Here is a 15,300-nt window from a genome sequence, read left to right on the forward strand (position 1 = left end):
CTCTTGGCACTGGCCAGCACACGGCGCCTGGACGAGAATTTCCCTTCCGGCCGCTGCAACCGGCGCCGGGGGCGAGGCGTCCTTCTGTCCACTGCCTGGATTGGGGAGGCGCTGGGACGATGAGGGCAATCCGGGAAGAGCTGGTACGCATGAGCGCGTTCGAAAGGCCGTCCCCGACGATGGCAAACGCGTACAACCCTGCAGGGGGAGTGTGTGTCCAACAAGCGTGGCGGAAGCATTCGGATCTGTACTCGCGACGGCGCCCGGCGCCCCCGGCATCACTACCGGGAGCATGCCGGTGATCTCGCCGTGGTCCGCCCCCCGTCCCACGCGTGTCCCCGGTCAGGCCGCGGAATCTGACGACGCGATGACAGCGGGCACGACAGTCGACCAACTGACCGAGACCTACAGAGTCCACTACAAGTCGCTGCTCGGGCTCGCGGCCCTGCTCCTGGACGACACCGCTTCCTGCGAGGACGTCGTGCAGGAGGCCTTCATCCGTGTCCACTCGGCGCGCAAGCGTGTCCGCGAACCGGAGAAGACCCTCGCCTACCTGCGCCAGACCGTCGTCAACCTCTCGCGTTCCGCGCTGCGCAGGCGGATCGTCGGTCTGAAGCTGCTGTCCAAGCCGATGCCGGACATGGCCAGCGCCGAGGAGGGCGCGTACGAACAACTGGAGCGCGACGAGCTGATCCGGGCCATGCGCGGCCTGCAACGCCGCCAGCGCGAGGTGCTGGTGCTCCGCTACTTCGCGGACATGACCGAAGCGCAGGTCGCCGAGGTGCTCGGGCTGTCGCTCGGCTCGGTGAAGGCATACGGCTCGCGGGGCATCGCCGCGCTCAGGGTCGCGATGGAGGCGGCCTCATGAGTGCGTACCACGACCAGGACCTGCTCCTGAGCAGGCGCCTGCGCGAGCTTGCACAGTTGACCGGAGCCGGCCATCTGCAGGAGGTGCCGGACGAGCCCGGCGGCTCCCGCGAGCAGGGGCCGCACGGCAGCGCTCGCAGTACGGTCCGCACCACGGTCCGCAGCGAAGTCCGCCCGGGCGCCGCGCCCTTGGCCGCCCACGAGCAGGACGGCCCGGAGACCGGCCCCGCGGAGCCCGACCTGCCCGGCGGGCCGCACGCGCCGGAGACACCGCACGCGCCGGACGCGCCCCAGATGCCCGACAGCCCCGAACTCCCGCCGCACGAGGCGCCCCACGCCCCCGACCTGCCGGACCTTCCCGGTGTCCCGGCGGTTCCGGACGTCGACGGCCCGGGGGAGATGCCGCAGATCGAAGACGCACCGGACGTGCTGCGGAGCCCGCGGATCCCGCCGACGCCGGACATCCCGCCGCCGCCCCGGGCCCCCGACATGCCCGAAATCCCTGATGCCCCCGAGATCCCCGAGACTCCCGGCATCTACGACGAGCCCGAGATCCCGGAGCCGCCCCGGATCGACGATCCGGAACTGCCCGAACTGGAGCCCGTCCAACTCCCCGACCCTCCCGAGGATTTGCCGGCAATGCCCGGCGAACCCTCGGCTCCGGACGCGCCCGACGTGCCGCGTCCCCCGGACCTCCCCGACCCGCCGCGCCCTGCCCCCGGTGGCCCGGACGCGGCCCTCGACGCGGTAACAGCCATGCATTCCGACGACACACACAACATGCCCTCCCCGGACGATTCCGGGCCCCTCGGCCGGCAGCGGCAGCCGGAGCAGCCCCAGAACTCCACGCACCCGGCGCCCCCGCCGCACGGCGGAGCACACGGCCGGCAGTGGACGGAAGATGCCACCGCGCCTCTGCCGCCCACGGGCGGCCACGGCGGTCGCGGCGGCTCCGGCGACGGTCCCCGCGGCACGGGCGGCGGGGGCACCGGCGGCGACGGCGGACACGGTCCCCTCGGCGGCGGTGAAGGCGGTCACGACGGCGACGACAGCGAAGTCGAGGCGGCTCTCCGCCGGATGCTGCACCAGAGCGTGCACCGCATCGAGCCGTCCCCCGACGCCCTCGCGCATCTGCGGCAGGCGGTACCGGCCCGCCGTGCGCACCGCCGCCGCGCCCTGGCCGGCGCCGCGGCCGCCGTCGTACTGGCGGGCGTGGGCTTCCCGGGTCTGGTGAGCGCGGGCCTCATCCCCGGCGTCCACGGCGACTCGTCCATCGACTCGGGCGCCACCGACGACCGGGCGCGCGGCGCCGACGGCGGGGGCGGTGCGGACCACAGCCAGGGCGCGGGCAGCGGCACGGCGGGTGGTGGCGCCGACGACGGCAAGTCGGCCGGCGGTGACGGTGCGGCGTCGCATTCGCCGACGCAGGGCGGGGGCTCCGAGGGGACCGACCCGAACGACTCGCTCGCCACGAGCGCCCCCAGTTGCGGCAGGCAGCAGCTCGGCGACGGCTCGGCGACGAGGGAGAGCCCCGACTCCGAGGGGAAGGTCTACGGCTCCTTCCGTGTCGCCAACACCTCCTCCGAGGCGTGCACCGTCGAAGGGGCGGGCCTTGTCGGCGCATCCGCGCGCGGGAAGGCCGACATCGACCGCATAAACGTCGTGGACCACACACCGGGCGATGCCGCCACGGCGCTTCCCGACCCCGATCTCGCCGCGAGCGCGCTCGTGCTGAAGCCCGGCCAGGCGTACGAGGTCAAGTGGGCCTGGGTGCCCGGCGAATGCAACTCCCCAGCCCCCCCGGAGCCCAAGGCGCAGGAGGGCAACGGGCCCGAGGGCAGCCAGGGCGGCAACAACGGCAACTCCGGCGGCCCGGGCGATCCCGCGACCGGCGGCCAGGGCGGTACCGACGGCGGCCCGGGCGGCGGCCCCGGCGGCGGGGACGACACGGACGACAAGGCCAGCGTCGTCCTCAGCCACACGCCGGACGTGGGGGATCCGGCGGCGGCGAACACGGAACTCGAGGGAGCCTGCGCCGGCACGCTCTACCGCACCGGGGTGCTCGCGGCCCACTGACGGGGAGCGTGGGGAGCGCCGGGTGCTCACCGGCCGGAGGTCCGCGGACGGAGAGCGCGGGGGCGCACCCACACGCGACCGCCGCCCCCCGGCCCCTTACCGTTGGGGTGTGTACCGGTTCCTGCTGACCCCGCGGTGGTGGGGGATCAACCTCTTCTCCGTGCTGGCGATCCCGGTGTGCCTGTTCATGGGCAGCTGGCAGCTCTCCCGCTTCGAGGCGCGCGCCGAGAGCCACGAGGAGCAGCAGAGGACGGTCGCCCGGGCGGAGCACGCCAGGCCCGAGCCGCTGTCCCGGCTGCTGCCCGTCGACGTCGCGACCAGCGGCCGCACGGCGGAGGTCACCGGCCGCTACGACACGTCCCGCCCGCTGCTGGTGCCCGACCGGAAACTGGACGGCAGGCGCGGCTTCTACGTGCTGACAATGCTGCGCACCGATGCGGCGGCCGACGGCAAGGGCAAGGACCACGCGAAGGACCGCGCGAAGGACCGCGCGAACGACCACGCCGAGGACCGTGCCGAGGGGCACGGCAAGGCGCTCCCCGTCGTGCGGGGCTGGCTGCCCGGCGAGGCCGACCCCTCCCGTGTGCCCCCGCCTCCGCGCGGGGAGGTGCGGGTGACCGGCGCGCTCCAGGCGTCCGAGTCGCAGACCAGCCCGGGCGTGAGCGCGGACGGCGGTCTTCCGGAGGGGCAGCTCGGCATGATCAGCGCTGCCGCTCTCGTCAACGTCGTCCCGTACGACGTCCACGACGCGTGGATCACCGTGCAGCGCATTCCCGACGGTTCGAAGCTGAAGCCGGTGCCGCCGGTACGTCCCGACAACACCGGCCTCGACATGAAGGCGTTCCAGAACCTCGGCTACACCGCCGAGTGGTTCGTCTTCGCGGCCTTCGTGGTCTTCATGTGGTTCCGGCTCTTCCGCCGGGACGTCGAGCTGGCGAAGGACGCCGCGCTGGGCCTCATCCCCGGCCCCCAGGAGAGCCGGGCGAGTCAGGAGAGCCAGGAGCGGGAACAGGGGACGGAAGATGCCTCAGAGCAAAGTCGATCTCCAGCCTCAACTGCTTGATCCGTTCCTCCACCACGAGTGAGCCGTGCCCGGCGTCGTAGCGGTACACCTCGTGCGGTGCGCCGCGCCGCTCCAGCCGCTCCACGTAGTTCTCGACCTGCCGGATGGGGCAGCGAGGGTCGTTGACGCCGGCGGAGATGAAGACGGGCGCCCGCACGGCGTCCACGTACGTCAGCGGTGACGAGAGCTCGTAGCGCTTCGGCACCTCCTCGGGGGAACCGCCGAGCAGTGTGCGGTCCAGCGACTTCAGCGCCTCCATCTCGTCGTGGTACGCGGTCACGTAGTCGGCGACCGGCACGGCGGCGAGGCCCACCGCCCACGCCTCGGGCTGGGTGCCCAGGCCGAGCAGCGTCAGGTAGCCGCCCCACGATCCGCCGCCCAGGACCAGCCGCCGCGGATCGGCGAGACCCGAGGAGACGGCCCACTCGCGCGCGGCCGCGATGTCCTCCAGCTCGATGAGGCCCACGCGGTGCTTGAGGGCGTCCGTCCAGGCCCGTCCGTAACCGGTGGACCCGCGGTAGTTGACGCGCACGACCGCGAAGCCGTGGTCGACCCAGGCGGCGGGCTGGGCGGCGAAGGCGTCGCTGTCGTGATGGGTCGGGCCGCCGTGCACGTCGAAGACCGTGGGGAAGGGGCCCTCGCCCTCGGGCTTCTGCACGAGCGCGTGGACGGTGCCGCCGGGGCCCTCCACCCAGACGTCCTCGACGGCGACGGACGGGGGCGCCGCCATGCCGGGCGGGTCGAGGACGACGTCCCCCGCGAGGGAACGCACCTGCGGCGGCTGCGCCGCGGACGACCACAGATACTCCACGCTGACGCCCGCGGCGCCCGCTCCACCCGTGCCGCCGGGCCGGCCCGCTGCCTCCGCTCCCTCCGCGGCCTGCGCGACGGGCCGCACCGTCGCGTCCACGACCGAGCCCGCCGGGGTCTCGACCCGCGTCAGCGTGCGCGCCCCGAGGTCGTAGCGCCACAGGTCGCTGCGGGCCTGGTGGCTGTGGGACACCAGGAGCGCGGTACCGTCCGGGTACCAGTCGGCGCTCACGTCCCCCGGCAGGTCGATGGCGAGTTCGGTCGTGGTGCCGGTCAGCGGATCCCAGATCACCGGCTCCCAGCGTCCGGTGCGCTGGTGCGCGATGAGCAGCCGCGAGTCGTCCGGCACGGGCGCGAACCCGAGGGCGGACAGGCCGAGTTCCTTGGTGCCGCCCTCGCTGTCGTCGAGCTCGGCCACGGTCGTCCCGTCGAGGCGCATCACGCGCAGCGCGGAGTGCATCGCGTCGCCGTGCTCGGTGTGCTCGACGACGAGCAGCGTCCCGTCGTGGGAGAGGTCCGCCACACCGGCCGACTCACGGTGCCGGTAGATCTCGACGGGCTCCTTCCCGGGGCTGCAGAGGTGGATTGTGGTGCCGTCCTCGTCGGTCGAGCGGCCGATGACGGCGGTGCCGTCGCGTCCGATCGTCAGGCCCGCGGGGAAGGACGGGGCGAGGCCGGGGGCGGCCGGTTCGTCGTCGCCGCCCTTGAAGGGCTGCCGCATCCAGACGCCGAACTCGTCGCCGTCGGTGTCGGAGAACCACCAGATCTCCTCGCCGTCGGGCGTGAGAACGCCGTCGGTCGTCCCGTTGGGGCGGTCGGTCACCTGGCGGTGCTCGCCGGTGGCCCGGTCCCACGCGTACAGCTCGAAGGTGCCTGTCGCGTTGGAGACGTACAGCGAGCGGTCGGGAGCGTCCTCGGCCCAGTCGGGCAACGAGACACGCGGTGCCCGGAAGCGCTTCTCCCACTCCGGCATGGCATCGGTCTTCTGCGTCATGTGCCCATTCTGCGCCGGAAGCGGAGGCCGTGCGGGCCGGGGACGGCGGGACGTGGCGCGATCAACATCGTTTCGGGACCGGGGCGACGGGACAAGCGGACGGGACGGGGACGTACGTACGCGCACGCAGGACGGACCAACCGGCGGACGGAGGCGACGTGGCTGGCGGGACGAACGGTGAGCCGACGGCACAGCACGGGACGGACGGACCGGACGGGACCGGCGCAACCGGAAGCAACAGCCTTGCGAAAGGGGGGAGTCGGGGAGAGCGACCCGCGCCGCCCGGCGGCCCGGCGGCCGGCCCGCCGAGCCGAAGGGGGCTGCTCGCGGTCTCGGCGGCCGCGGGCGTGGCGGCACTGACGGGGTGCGGGACCTCCTCGTCGCGGGCCGACGACGCGAAGGGCGGGGGGAGTTCGGCGAGCAGCGGTTCGCCCTCCCGCTCACCGAAGCCCCGCCGGACCAGGAAGCGACCCCAACTGCCGCGCGGCGGCCGGGAGTTGTTCCCGAAGTACCGGCTCGTCGGCTACTGCGGGCTGCCCGGTGCCGCAGCGCTGGGCCGCCTCGGCGACGGCGACCCGGGAAAGCGGGCCTCCGAGATCGAGAAGACCGCACGCAAGTACGCCGGGGGCCGTGAGCCGCTCCCCGTGCTGGAACTCCTCGCCGCCGTCGCCAACCCGGACCCGGGACCGGACGGCGAGTACCGCACGCGGACACCGGAGAAGACGATCCGCCGCTTCCACGAAGTCGCCCGCGAACACGACGCGTTGCTGCTGCTGAACATCCAGCCGGGACGCGCGGACGCGCTCGGCGAGGTCAAGGCCCTGGAGGACTGGCTGAAGCAGCCCGACGTGGGAGTGGCCCTCGACCCCGAGTGGGACATGGGCTCCGGCCAGACCCCGGGGGAGACCTACGGCCGCACCAGCGGCGGCGAGATCAACGACGTCGCCGACTACTTGTCGGAGATCGTCGACGAGCACGATCTGCCGGACAAGCCGCTCGTCTTCCACCAGGTCTCCACGTCCGTCGTCAGCGACGAGAAGAAGCTGCGGTCCGCGGACGGCGTCCCGCTGATCATGAGCGCGGACGGCATAGGGTCGCCCGGGCTCAAGCGCGGCACGTGGCGGCAGCTCGTCGAGGACCTCCCGGACGGGCTGCACACGGGCTTCAAGCTCTTCTACGAGGAGGACACCGAGAACTCCCGCCTGATGAAGCCGCCGGAGGTGCTGAAGCTGCGTCCCGAACCGGAGTACGTGATGTACGAGTAGGCGGCAGGTACGCGGGCCCGGCAGGCGGGAGCGGCCGGGCCCCGCTGCCGGGCCCGCCGTGCCGCCGGGAGAAGCGCGTCGTGCTCCCGTCCGGGGGCGTGGCGGGCCGCCCGCGCCGGGCCGTACCGTCTGCACATGCCGATGAACCGAGCGCACCGCAGATTGTGCAGTTCCGAGAAGTGGGCGCAGGGCGTGCGCGACCGTCTGCTGCCCTGGGCGCTGGAGGGCGTCGAACTGGGCGACGAGGTACTGGAACTCGGCCCCGGCTACGGCGCCAACCTCCGCGTACTGGTGGAGCAGGTTCCCGTCCTCACCGCCGTGGAGATCGACGAGGACACCACGAGGCTGCTTCAGAAGGGCTGGGGCGACCGCGCCCGCATCATCCACGGCGACGCGTCCGAACTGCCGTTTCCGGACCGGGACTTCTCGTCCGTGGTCTGCTTCACGATGCTCCACCACGTGCCGACGGCCGAGGCACAGGACCGGATCTTCCGTGAGGCGTTCCGGGTGCTGCGGCCCGGCGGGGTCTTCGCCGGCAGTGACAGCCAGCCCAACTTCCGCTTCCGGCTGCTGCACATCGGCGACACGATGAACACTCTGCCTCCGAAGACCCTTCCGGGACGGCTGGAGGCGGCGGGTTTCACCGATGTCGTGGTCGACCGGTATCCGGAGAGAGGCGGCGGCGTGCGCTTCCGCGGCCGCCGTCCCGAGTGAGCCCCGGTCCGCTCCGGGCCCGGTCCGGCGCCGTCCGGTCCGGGACCGCTCGGTCCGGTGACGGAGGCGCCGCCCGCTTCCGTGACGGAGGTACCTCGCTCCCGTGACGGAGGCAGCGCTCGCTCCGGCGACGGAAGGGCGCCCTGGCCTCCCCCAGGGGAGAGTCGCCTCGGCCGGGGCGGGCCGGAGGCGGCCAGGGCGCCGCGTGGCTCTCGCGCGTTCCCGGGCCGCGGAGCCCGGGTGCGAGCGCTCCACCAGCGTCTCCGCGCGCCGCGCACGGGTCAAAGCGAACCTCCCTATGCCGGATAGGCGGCGCCTATGACTCCAGGTGGGCGCTGAGCAGTTCGTCCAGCGAGTCCCGGACGCGCGCACCTTCCGCCACCTCCAGCAGTGCTCGCACCATCGCCGGCCGCGGCTCGTGCGCCGCGAAGACCAGTCCGACGCGGGGCCTGCTGACGCCGCCGTCGTCGTGCAGCCGCACCACGCGCATGCCTGCGGGGATGCCGAACATGTGCAGCCAGGCGTGGGAGATCACGCTCGACCACCGTCCCGAGGCGAGGTGCGCGTACAGGCCGTCCACCGTGTCGGACTCGACGGCGGGGGAGGCCGTGGCGCCGTCCGCTGCGAACAGCCCGTCGAGGATGCGGCGGTTGCGCATGCGCGGCGAGAGCAGGCACAGCGGGAGCCGCGCGGCCCGCGACCAGCTCACCGCCCCGGCGTCGCCGTTCGGGCCGCCGGCTGCGTCGCCGTCGGTTGCGTCGCCGTCGCGTCCGGCCCCGTGGACGGGTTCGTCCTCGGGAGTGAGCAGGACGTAGCGCTCCTCGTACAGCGGCAGCCTGTGCACGCCCTGCAGCGTCTCGTCGTCCAGGTACGTCAGGGCGGCGTCGATCTCGAACTCGGCCAGCCGGCGCATGATTTCGCGCGACGAGAGGGACTCCAGGCGCACGCCCGCCCCGGGGTGGCGCTCGCAGAAGGGCGTCGTCAGCAGCGAGGTGACGGTGAGTGCGGTGGGGATGGCGCCCAGGCGCAGCGTGCCGGTGAGACGCCCGTGCATCGCGGCGATCTCCTGCTGGAGGGCGTCGCGGTCGCCGAGTATGCGGTGCGCCCACAGCAGGACGCGCTCGCCCTCGGGCGTCAGGCCCTGGAAGCGCGCGCCGTGCTGGACGATCGGTATGTCCAGCTCGCGTTCCAGCTTGCGTATGCCCGCGGAGAGCGACGGCTGCGACACGAAGCATGCGGCCGCCGCACGCGCGAAGTGACGTTCCCTGGCAAGGGCGACCAGGTATTCCAACTGGCGAAGCAGCATGCCCCACCATGACCCGGCGCCCCGGGAACGGTCCACTCCCCGCTCGCGGCTGCGCCGGGCCGGGGGCCCGGCTCACCCCTCCCTGGGCAGGACCGTCATCGGGAGGCTGTCGGGGTGGGCGACGGCCGAGGCGACCTCCTTCACGGTGTGGCCCGGAACCCGCTGGAAGCGCCAGCGCCGCAGGACGGTCGCCAGGGTGATGACGATCTCCGTCCAGGCGAAGCCGTCGCCGATGCACTTGCGGTTGCCCGCGCCGAACGGGATGTAGCCCTCGCGCGGCACCTTCGAGCCCTGTTCCGGAAGCCAGCGGTCCGGGTCGAAGCGCTCGGGGTCCTCGTACAGTCGCGCGTCGCGGTGGAGGGCGTAGAGGCTGAAGGCGAGCTCCGTGCCCACGGGCAGCTGCGCTCCGCCGAGTTCGACGGGGGCGGTGGCCTGGCGCATCAGCAGCGGAACCGAGTGCATGCGGGAGATCTCGCGCAGCACCCGGTCCATGTATTCGAGCTTGGGGACGTCCTCGAAGGTGACGGGGCGGTCCCCGAGCACCGACTCGATCTCGGCCAGCAGCGCCTCCTCGACCTCGGGGTGCGTGGCCAGTTCGTGGAAGGTCCAGGCGAGCGTGGAGGCCGTCGTCTCGGTTCCGGCGAACATGATCGCGACGAGCTCGTCGCGCACCTCGCGGTCGCTGAGCCTGTCGCCGGTGTCGGCGTCACGCGCGGCCATCAACAGGGAGAGCAGGTCCTCGTTGTCCTCCTCGCCCTGCTGGTGGGAGAGCGCGATGACGTCGTCGATGACCTTGCGCAGCCGGGCGGCCGCGGTGTCGAAGCGCCGGTTGGCGGGGATCGGCATGCGGTCCATGAGCCGGGGCGTCACGGCCCGCACGAGTGCGTTCTTCAGCAGGATCGGCACATCGCGGATGACGGCCTCCGCGGCGGGGCGGCTGATCTCCGCGGAGAACATCGTCTCGGCGAGCGTCGCCACGGAGAACTGCGCCAGTTCCTCGTCGACGGCGACGGTCTGCCCCGGTTTCCACGACTCGGCCATGGCCTGTGCGCGGGTGGCCATGACGTTCGCGTACCCGGCGATGCGGGCGTGGTGGAACATCGGCTGCATCAGCCTGCGGTGCCGTTTGTGGATGTCGGAGGGGGCGGTGGGAAGCGCGTCGCCGACGAGGGTGCGTGCTCGTATGAAGAAGCGGCCCTTGTCGAAGTTGCGCGCCTTGGTGACCAGCAGCTCGTGGGTGAGCTCCGCGCTGGTGACGAAGTAGATCGGGAGGGTGCCGACGTCGACGCGCACCAGGTCGCCGGTCTCCCGCAGCGACTTCATGAAGTCGAGGGGCTGCCGTAGCAGGGTGAGGGCGTGGCCGATCAGCGGGAGTCGGTTCGGGGCCAGGGGTACGGCCTTCAGTGCGGCACTCACGTTCGCAGCTCCTTCGGGCAAGAGGTGGGGACCGGGGTGGAGGTGCAGCCGATGTGGTTTTCGGTGGTACGTGACGAGGGCGGGCGGGAGTCGAAGGCGTGCGGGCGCACGGGGCCCTCGGCGCCTGTGGGCGCGTCGGCCCCCGGGTGCCGGCGTTGCCGGGCGTGCTGGGGCGTGCTTCGGACTGTTCCGGGCGTGCTCCGGAGGTGCGGCGCTGCGTCCGGTGGGGTGCCTGGTCGGGTTCCTGGTCGGGCTCTGGGTCGGTTTCTGGGTCGGGTCATGGCCGGGCCGGGGCAGGGGGTGCGGCAGTGGAGGGGCCGTGCTCGGTCGGTGCTCCGTGCCCGGCCCCTGTGTGGTGTCGGCATCACCCCGGTCCGGGCCCCCGTGTGACCTCGTCCGCGGTTCCGCTCGGGCTCAGACCGTCGCGGACGTACGGAACTCGCCAGGTGACGGCTGAAACGTTTCCCTCTCGGGAAGCACGTCCCACCACCACGCGACGGCAGGGATGTCGAGGGCCTCGTGGCTGTCGTCGGTGGGGGTGTCGCGGAACGTCGAGGGCAGGTCCGCGGGGTCCTCGGGCGTCGTGTAGCGGTGCGAACTGATGCCCCAGTCCTGGGCGCCGCGGATGAACGTCCCCAGATTCTCCAGGTATTGGCGAAGCTGCGGGCTCCCCGTGGTGGCGAGTTCGTCCCGCACCCGCAGGAACAGGCACATCACGCGGTCGCGTTGGGCCACCGCGAGGGACAACGCCTGGGCGGGGGTGAGCTGTTGCTCGTGCTCCAGCACCCGCAGCACGTTGAGGTAGTACTGGTCGGCGCGGCTCTCCTTGTGGTACGAGAAGAGGTCGTTGTCCCAGGTGATGATGAAGTACGCCATCTCCGCCGCGGCGCGAACCGCCGTGCTGTCGCGCTCGTTCGGGTGCAGTTCGTACCCGTGGCCCATCTCCAGCAGCGGCAGGACGACGGACGTCGCGCCGTCGTAGAGGCGCATCAGCGTGTAGTCGTTGAGGTCGGGGACCGTCTCGTGGCTGCGGTGGGACGCCTCCCACACCACGGACAGGAAGTACTCGCGCAGCGCGTCGACCCAGCGTGCCTCCTGGCCGGGGGTCGCGTACCGCGAGACGCGACGGCGCAGATCCCTCAGCCCCGCCGCGAGGGGGTTGCGGGAGAGCATCGGCACGTCCGGGTTCTGCGCGATGCGGAGCATCCTGGAGAGCTCGCCGACCAGCTCCGAGGGATCCTTGCCGAGTTCCCCCTCCTCGCAGAGGCCGTCGTCGACCCCGAAGAGCCAGATGATGAAGTCGGCGAGTATCGAGACGACTTCCTCGCGGCCCTCGGGCAGGACCCGGGCGGCGAAGGTGCCGATGTCGTGGGCGACCAGCTTCTCCCGCAGCTGCGGGGATCCGATGGCGAAGGCGTTCGCCCAGGCGGTGGTCCGCTCGTTGATCGCTTCGTGACGGGGGTGTATCGCGGGTGGGATGGGAGAAAAAACGGGCGGCACGATCAAGCCGTGCTCCACTGTCGATCACCTCAGTAATCCGGCGGCTCTCGCCGCCTTCCACTCAACCTCTCGGCAGTTGGCCTCTCCATGGCCCCCTGCACCCGGGTAGAACCGGCCAAACCAAGTTCTGCCTGCGGAGACGACGCCCTCCCGCACTGCGGGAGACCGCTCCGTCACCGTCTGCTACATGGACATCACCGCTTCATCAAGGGGCTATCCGGTCGCAGGAAAGCAGGCGGATTCTCTGCCGACCCGGCACGGCCACAGGAAGGCTTCCCCCTGGTCACCCGCGATTACACGTTCAACTAGCGCCGCCGCACGGCGAGTTGACGCCAGTGGCCGAATAAGGCCGGGCATTGCCGACATCCCGGGCGCGCGTGGTCCCTGCCGCCGCGTCACCGCCCCTGCATCTTCTGCTTCAGCCTCGTCCACCAGGAGGCGGGCTCGGGCGGCGGTGCCACCGGAGGCATCGGCACGGACGCCGGCTCCCGCGGTTGCAGCGGCGGAAGTTCGACGGAGGGGACGCCCGGGCCCTGGCGCGGCGCGGCGTTCTTGCGGCGCGCGGCGAACTCCACGGGCAGGGCCACCAGACGGCGTGACATCAGAGCGGTTTCCCACGTCAGGCGCTCCTCCGGGACGGCCAGCCGCAGATCCGGCAGGCGTGTGAGGAGCGTGTCGATGCCGGTGTCCACGATGGCCCTGCCGAGGTCCTGTCCCGGGCACTCGTGGGGGCCGCCGCTGAACGCGAGATGCGAGCGGTTGCCGTGCATGGGCGTGGACTTGTCGGGCCGGATCTGCGGATCGGCGTTGCCGGCGGCGAGGCCGAGCAGCAGCATGTCTCCGGCCTTGATCGTCTTGCCCGCGAGCTGTGCGTCGCCCGTCGCCCACCGGCCGATATTCGTCGTCATCGGCGGCTCGTCCCACAGCACCTGCTCCAGCGCGTCGGGCAGTGTCATATGCCCTCCGGCCAGAGTTGCACGGAAGCGCTGGTCGGTCAGGACGAGACGGAGCGTGTTCGCGATCAGGTTGACGGTCGGCTCGTTCGCGGACACGAGCACGACCCGCAGGTGTTCGCGGACCTCGTCGTTCGTGAGCCGGGCGGGGTGCTCGATCAGCTTGGACGCCACGTCGTGTCCCGGCGAGGCGCGCTTGCGGTCCACGAGTTCCTGCAGGGCCTCGGTGATGTAGTCGTTGCTCGCGACGGCGGTCTCCGAGCCGCGGATCATGTCCTTGGCCGCGTCGATCAGCCGGGGCCCGTGGTGTTCGGGCATGCCGAAGAGCTGGGTGATCACACGCAGCGGCAGCTGGTCGGCGAACTGCTCGACCAGATCCGCGCGCCCCTCCGGTTCGAACTCGTCGATCAGCTGGTGCGCGAAGCGCGTCACGTACCGGCGGATGCCGCGTGCCTCGAAGCGCGAGAGGCTCTCGGTGACGGCCCTGCGCAGCCGCTCGTGCTCCTCGCCCTCGGCGAAGACGCACAGCGGCTGCCACATCGTCAGCGGCGCCAGCGGATGGTCCGGCGGCACCTTGCCCTCCTGCATGTCGCGCCACAGGCGGGAGTCCCGGGAGAAGAGGGACGGCGTGCGCGAGACCTCCAGGTTCTCCCGGTGCCCCAGCACCAGCCACGCCTCCCGGTCCCCGGGCAGCAACACGGGGGCCAGGGCCCCGTGTTCGCGGCGCAGCCGCTCGTACAGCGCGATGGGGTCGGCGTCCGCCTCCGGCCCGTACAGGCGGCGCAGCCCGCCCGGTCCGAGACCGTGGGCGGGGCAGCCGGGCGGCGGCATGGCGGAGGGATCGAACCCGTCGAAGCCGGAGCCTGCGACGGGCCCGCCGGGTGTGGGCGCGGAGGACGTCCCGCGGCCGGGGGCCGCAGCGGCGGGGCCGGGGCCGTCCGGGCGGCCGGGGGCGTCCCGGTCGGGTGGTGGAGAGGTCACTTCGCCTCCGGGGTCAGTGCAAGGGAGCGCAGGTAGTGCATCAGCTGCAACAGGACGTCCTGGCTGGAGGAACGCTGCCGTGCGTCGCACACGACGATCGGGACCCTCGGGTCCAGATCCAGGGCGCTGCGCAGCTCCTCCACGGGATAGGCCGGGGCCTCCGGGAAGGCATTGACGGCGACGACGAACGGGACGGCGGACTCCTCCAGCCGGCCGATCACGTCGAAGCTCACCTCGAGACGGCGCGTGTCGACGAGGACCACGGCACCCAGAGCACCGTCGAACAGCCCGTTCCAGAGGAACCAGAAGCGCTGCTGTCCCGGCGTGCCGAACAGGTACAGCACCAGTTCCTCGTTGAGGCTGATGCGTCCGAAGTCCATGGCGACGGTCGTCGCCGTCTTGCGTTCGACGCCGGCGGTGTCGTCGACGTTCTCGCTCGCCTGCGTCATCGTCTCTTCCGTCGTGAGCGGACGGATCTCGCTGACGGAACGGACGAGGGTCGTCTTGCCGACCCCGAAACCGCCGACGATGACGATTTTCACGGCGGTGCTGGCGGAGGAGGGCAGTCTGTCTTCGCTCCTGGGCCCCGCGGCTGTGTCAGAGATTCCGGAGTCCATGGATCACCGCCTCAATCAGTTCGATGTCGGGAAGAGCCGGGACGGGCGAACGCGCCTCGACCCGCTCCTCGGTCAGCAGGTCTGCCAGCAGGACGGTGATCACGCTCACCGGCAGTCCCAGATAGGCGGAGATCTCCGCCACGGAGAGAGGGGAGCTGCACACGCGTAGAATCGACGCGTGCTCGGGCTGCATCCCCACCTGGGGATCCGTCCTGGCCACGATTAACGTGACGAGGTCGATTCCCGTCTGCTCGGCGGGGTCGCTGCGTCCGCCGGTGATCACATAGAGCCGTTCGGGCCCGATGTCGTCGTCCCATCCCGGAATCCGGCTCATACGGCCAATCCGCCGTCGCGCGGGGGGCTGGTGAGGTGCTCGCCGATGCGGGCCACCAGGTCCCTCATGCGCCCGCCGACGAGCCCGGCGTCGACGCCCTCGTCGGCGAGCACGGCCAGGTGCGCTCCGGCTCCCGCCGCCATCAAGTACATGAAGCCGCCGTTGACTTCGATGACGACCATGCGCATCCGCCCGTCACTGTGCGGGAATTCGGCCGCCACGGCGGAGGACAGGCTCTGCAGGCCCGAACCGATCGCGGCCAGCCGGTCGGCGGTGTCGGGGTCGGTGCCGTGCTTGGCCATGCACAGACCGTCGGAGGACAGCACGATCACGTGGCGGGTCTGGGGGACGGTCTCCGCCAGATCCTTCAGCATCCAGTCCATGTCGGCACGTCGTTCCATCGT

13 protein-coding genes are annotated in these 15,300 nt (G+C 72.0%); 5 read left to right on the forward strand and 8 right to left on the reverse strand.

Annotated elements, in window-relative coordinates; genetic code table 11:
• The first annotated feature begins 292 nt into the window (after positions 1-292).
• The 3 genes from H180DRAFT_RS20750 to H180DRAFT_RS20760 all read left to right on the forward strand — a co-directional run bounded on the left by H180DRAFT_RS20750 (position 293) and on the right by H180DRAFT_RS20760 (position 4,006).
• On the forward strand, positions 293-868 hold the full coding sequence (locus tag H180DRAFT_RS20750) for a SigE family RNA polymerase sigma factor (RefSeq protein ID WP_074466904.1): 576 nt from the start codon (positions 293-295) through the stop codon (positions 866-868).
• On the forward strand, positions 865-2,943 hold the full coding sequence (locus H180DRAFT_RS28700; RefSeq protein WP_055487623.1) for a hypothetical protein: 2,079 nt from the start codon (positions 865-867) through the stop codon (positions 2,941-2,943). The genes H180DRAFT_RS20750 and H180DRAFT_RS28700 overlap by 4 nt, the downstream gene beginning before the upstream one ends.
• Positions 2,944-3,052: 109 nt before the next feature.
• A complete protein-coding gene (locus H180DRAFT_RS20760; RefSeq protein WP_074466914.1) occupies positions 3,053-4,006 on the forward strand; it encodes an SURF1 family protein in 954 nt (317 codons plus the stop codon).
• Here H180DRAFT_RS20760 and H180DRAFT_RS20765 read toward each other — a convergent pair.
• Positions 3,900-5,810, reverse strand: a complete 1,911-nt coding sequence (locus H180DRAFT_RS20765) for a S9 family peptidase (RefSeq protein WP_055487625.1) — start codon at positions 5,808-5,810, stop codon at positions 3,900-3,902. The two genes, H180DRAFT_RS20760 and H180DRAFT_RS20765, sit on opposite strands and share 107 nt — an antisense overlap.
• Before the next feature lie 347 nt (positions 5,811-6,157).
• On the opposite strand from H180DRAFT_RS20765, the gene H180DRAFT_RS20770 reads away from it, so the two are divergent.
• Together H180DRAFT_RS20770 and H180DRAFT_RS20775 are read left to right on the forward strand one after the other, a co-directional pair.
• Positions 6,158-7,075 carry a hypothetical protein gene (locus H180DRAFT_RS20770; protein WP_254666106.1) on the forward strand — a complete coding sequence of 306 codons (918 nt, stop codon included), beginning with the start codon at positions 6,158-6,160 and terminating at the stop codon, positions 7,073-7,075.
• A 135-nt stretch (positions 7,076-7,210) separates the two neighbouring features.
• Entirely contained in the window at positions 7,211-7,789 is a 579-nt protein-coding gene (locus tag H180DRAFT_RS20775; RefSeq protein ID WP_055487627.1) for a class I SAM-dependent methyltransferase, read from the forward strand.
• Positions 7,790-8,105: 316 nt separating this feature from the next.
• On the opposite strand, the gene H180DRAFT_RS20780 is transcribed toward H180DRAFT_RS20775, so the two are convergent.
• The 7 genes from H180DRAFT_RS20780 to H180DRAFT_RS20810 form a co-directional block, all read right to left on the reverse strand.
• Complete coding sequence (locus H180DRAFT_RS20780) at positions 8,106-9,095, reverse strand: LysR family transcriptional regulator (protein WP_055487628.1); 990 nt, start codon at positions 9,093-9,095, stop codon at positions 8,106-8,108.
• A 72-nt stretch (positions 9,096-9,167) separates the two neighbouring features.
• Entirely contained in the window at positions 9,168-10,511 is a 1,344-nt protein-coding gene (locus tag H180DRAFT_RS20785; RefSeq protein ID WP_254666107.1) for a cytochrome P450, read from the reverse strand.
• Positions 10,512-10,925: 414 nt separating this feature from the next.
• Positions 10,926-12,029 carry a selina-4(15),7(11)-diene synthase gene (locus tag H180DRAFT_RS20790; protein ID WP_055487629.1) on the reverse strand — a complete coding sequence of 368 codons (1,104 nt, stop codon included), beginning with the start codon at positions 12,027-12,029 and terminating at the stop codon, positions 10,926-10,928.
• Positions 12,030-12,406: 377 nt separating this feature from the next.
• Positions 12,407-13,795: a cytochrome P450 gene (locus H180DRAFT_RS20795; RefSeq protein ID WP_254666118.1), complete on the reverse strand. Its 1,389-nt coding sequence runs from the start codon at positions 13,793-13,795 to the stop codon at positions 12,407-12,409.
• Positions 13,796-13,941: 146 nt separating this feature from the next.
• A complete protein-coding gene (locus H180DRAFT_RS20800) occupies positions 13,942-14,562 on the reverse strand; it encodes a GTP-binding protein (protein WP_055487630.1) in 621 nt (206 codons plus the stop codon).
• The gene (locus H180DRAFT_RS20805) at positions 14,543-14,896 is read right to left on the reverse strand and encodes a DUF742 domain-containing protein (protein ID WP_055487631.1); all 354 of its coding nucleotides are present in this window, start codon (positions 14,894-14,896) and stop codon (positions 14,543-14,545) included. The genes H180DRAFT_RS20800 and H180DRAFT_RS20805 overlap by 20 nt, the downstream gene beginning before the upstream one ends.
• Complete coding sequence (locus H180DRAFT_RS20810) at positions 14,893-15,297, reverse strand: roadblock/LC7 domain-containing protein (protein WP_254666108.1); 405 nt, start codon at positions 15,295-15,297, stop codon at positions 14,893-14,895. The genes H180DRAFT_RS20805 and H180DRAFT_RS20810 overlap by 4 nt, the downstream gene beginning before the upstream one ends.
• Positions 15,298-15,300: the final 3 nt, after the last annotated feature.

This window comes from Streptomyces sp. WMMB 322 (assembly GCF_900090145.1).
In the GTDB taxonomy this organism is placed as follows: Bacteria; Actinomycetota; Actinomycetes; order Streptomycetales; family Streptomycetaceae; genus Streptomyces.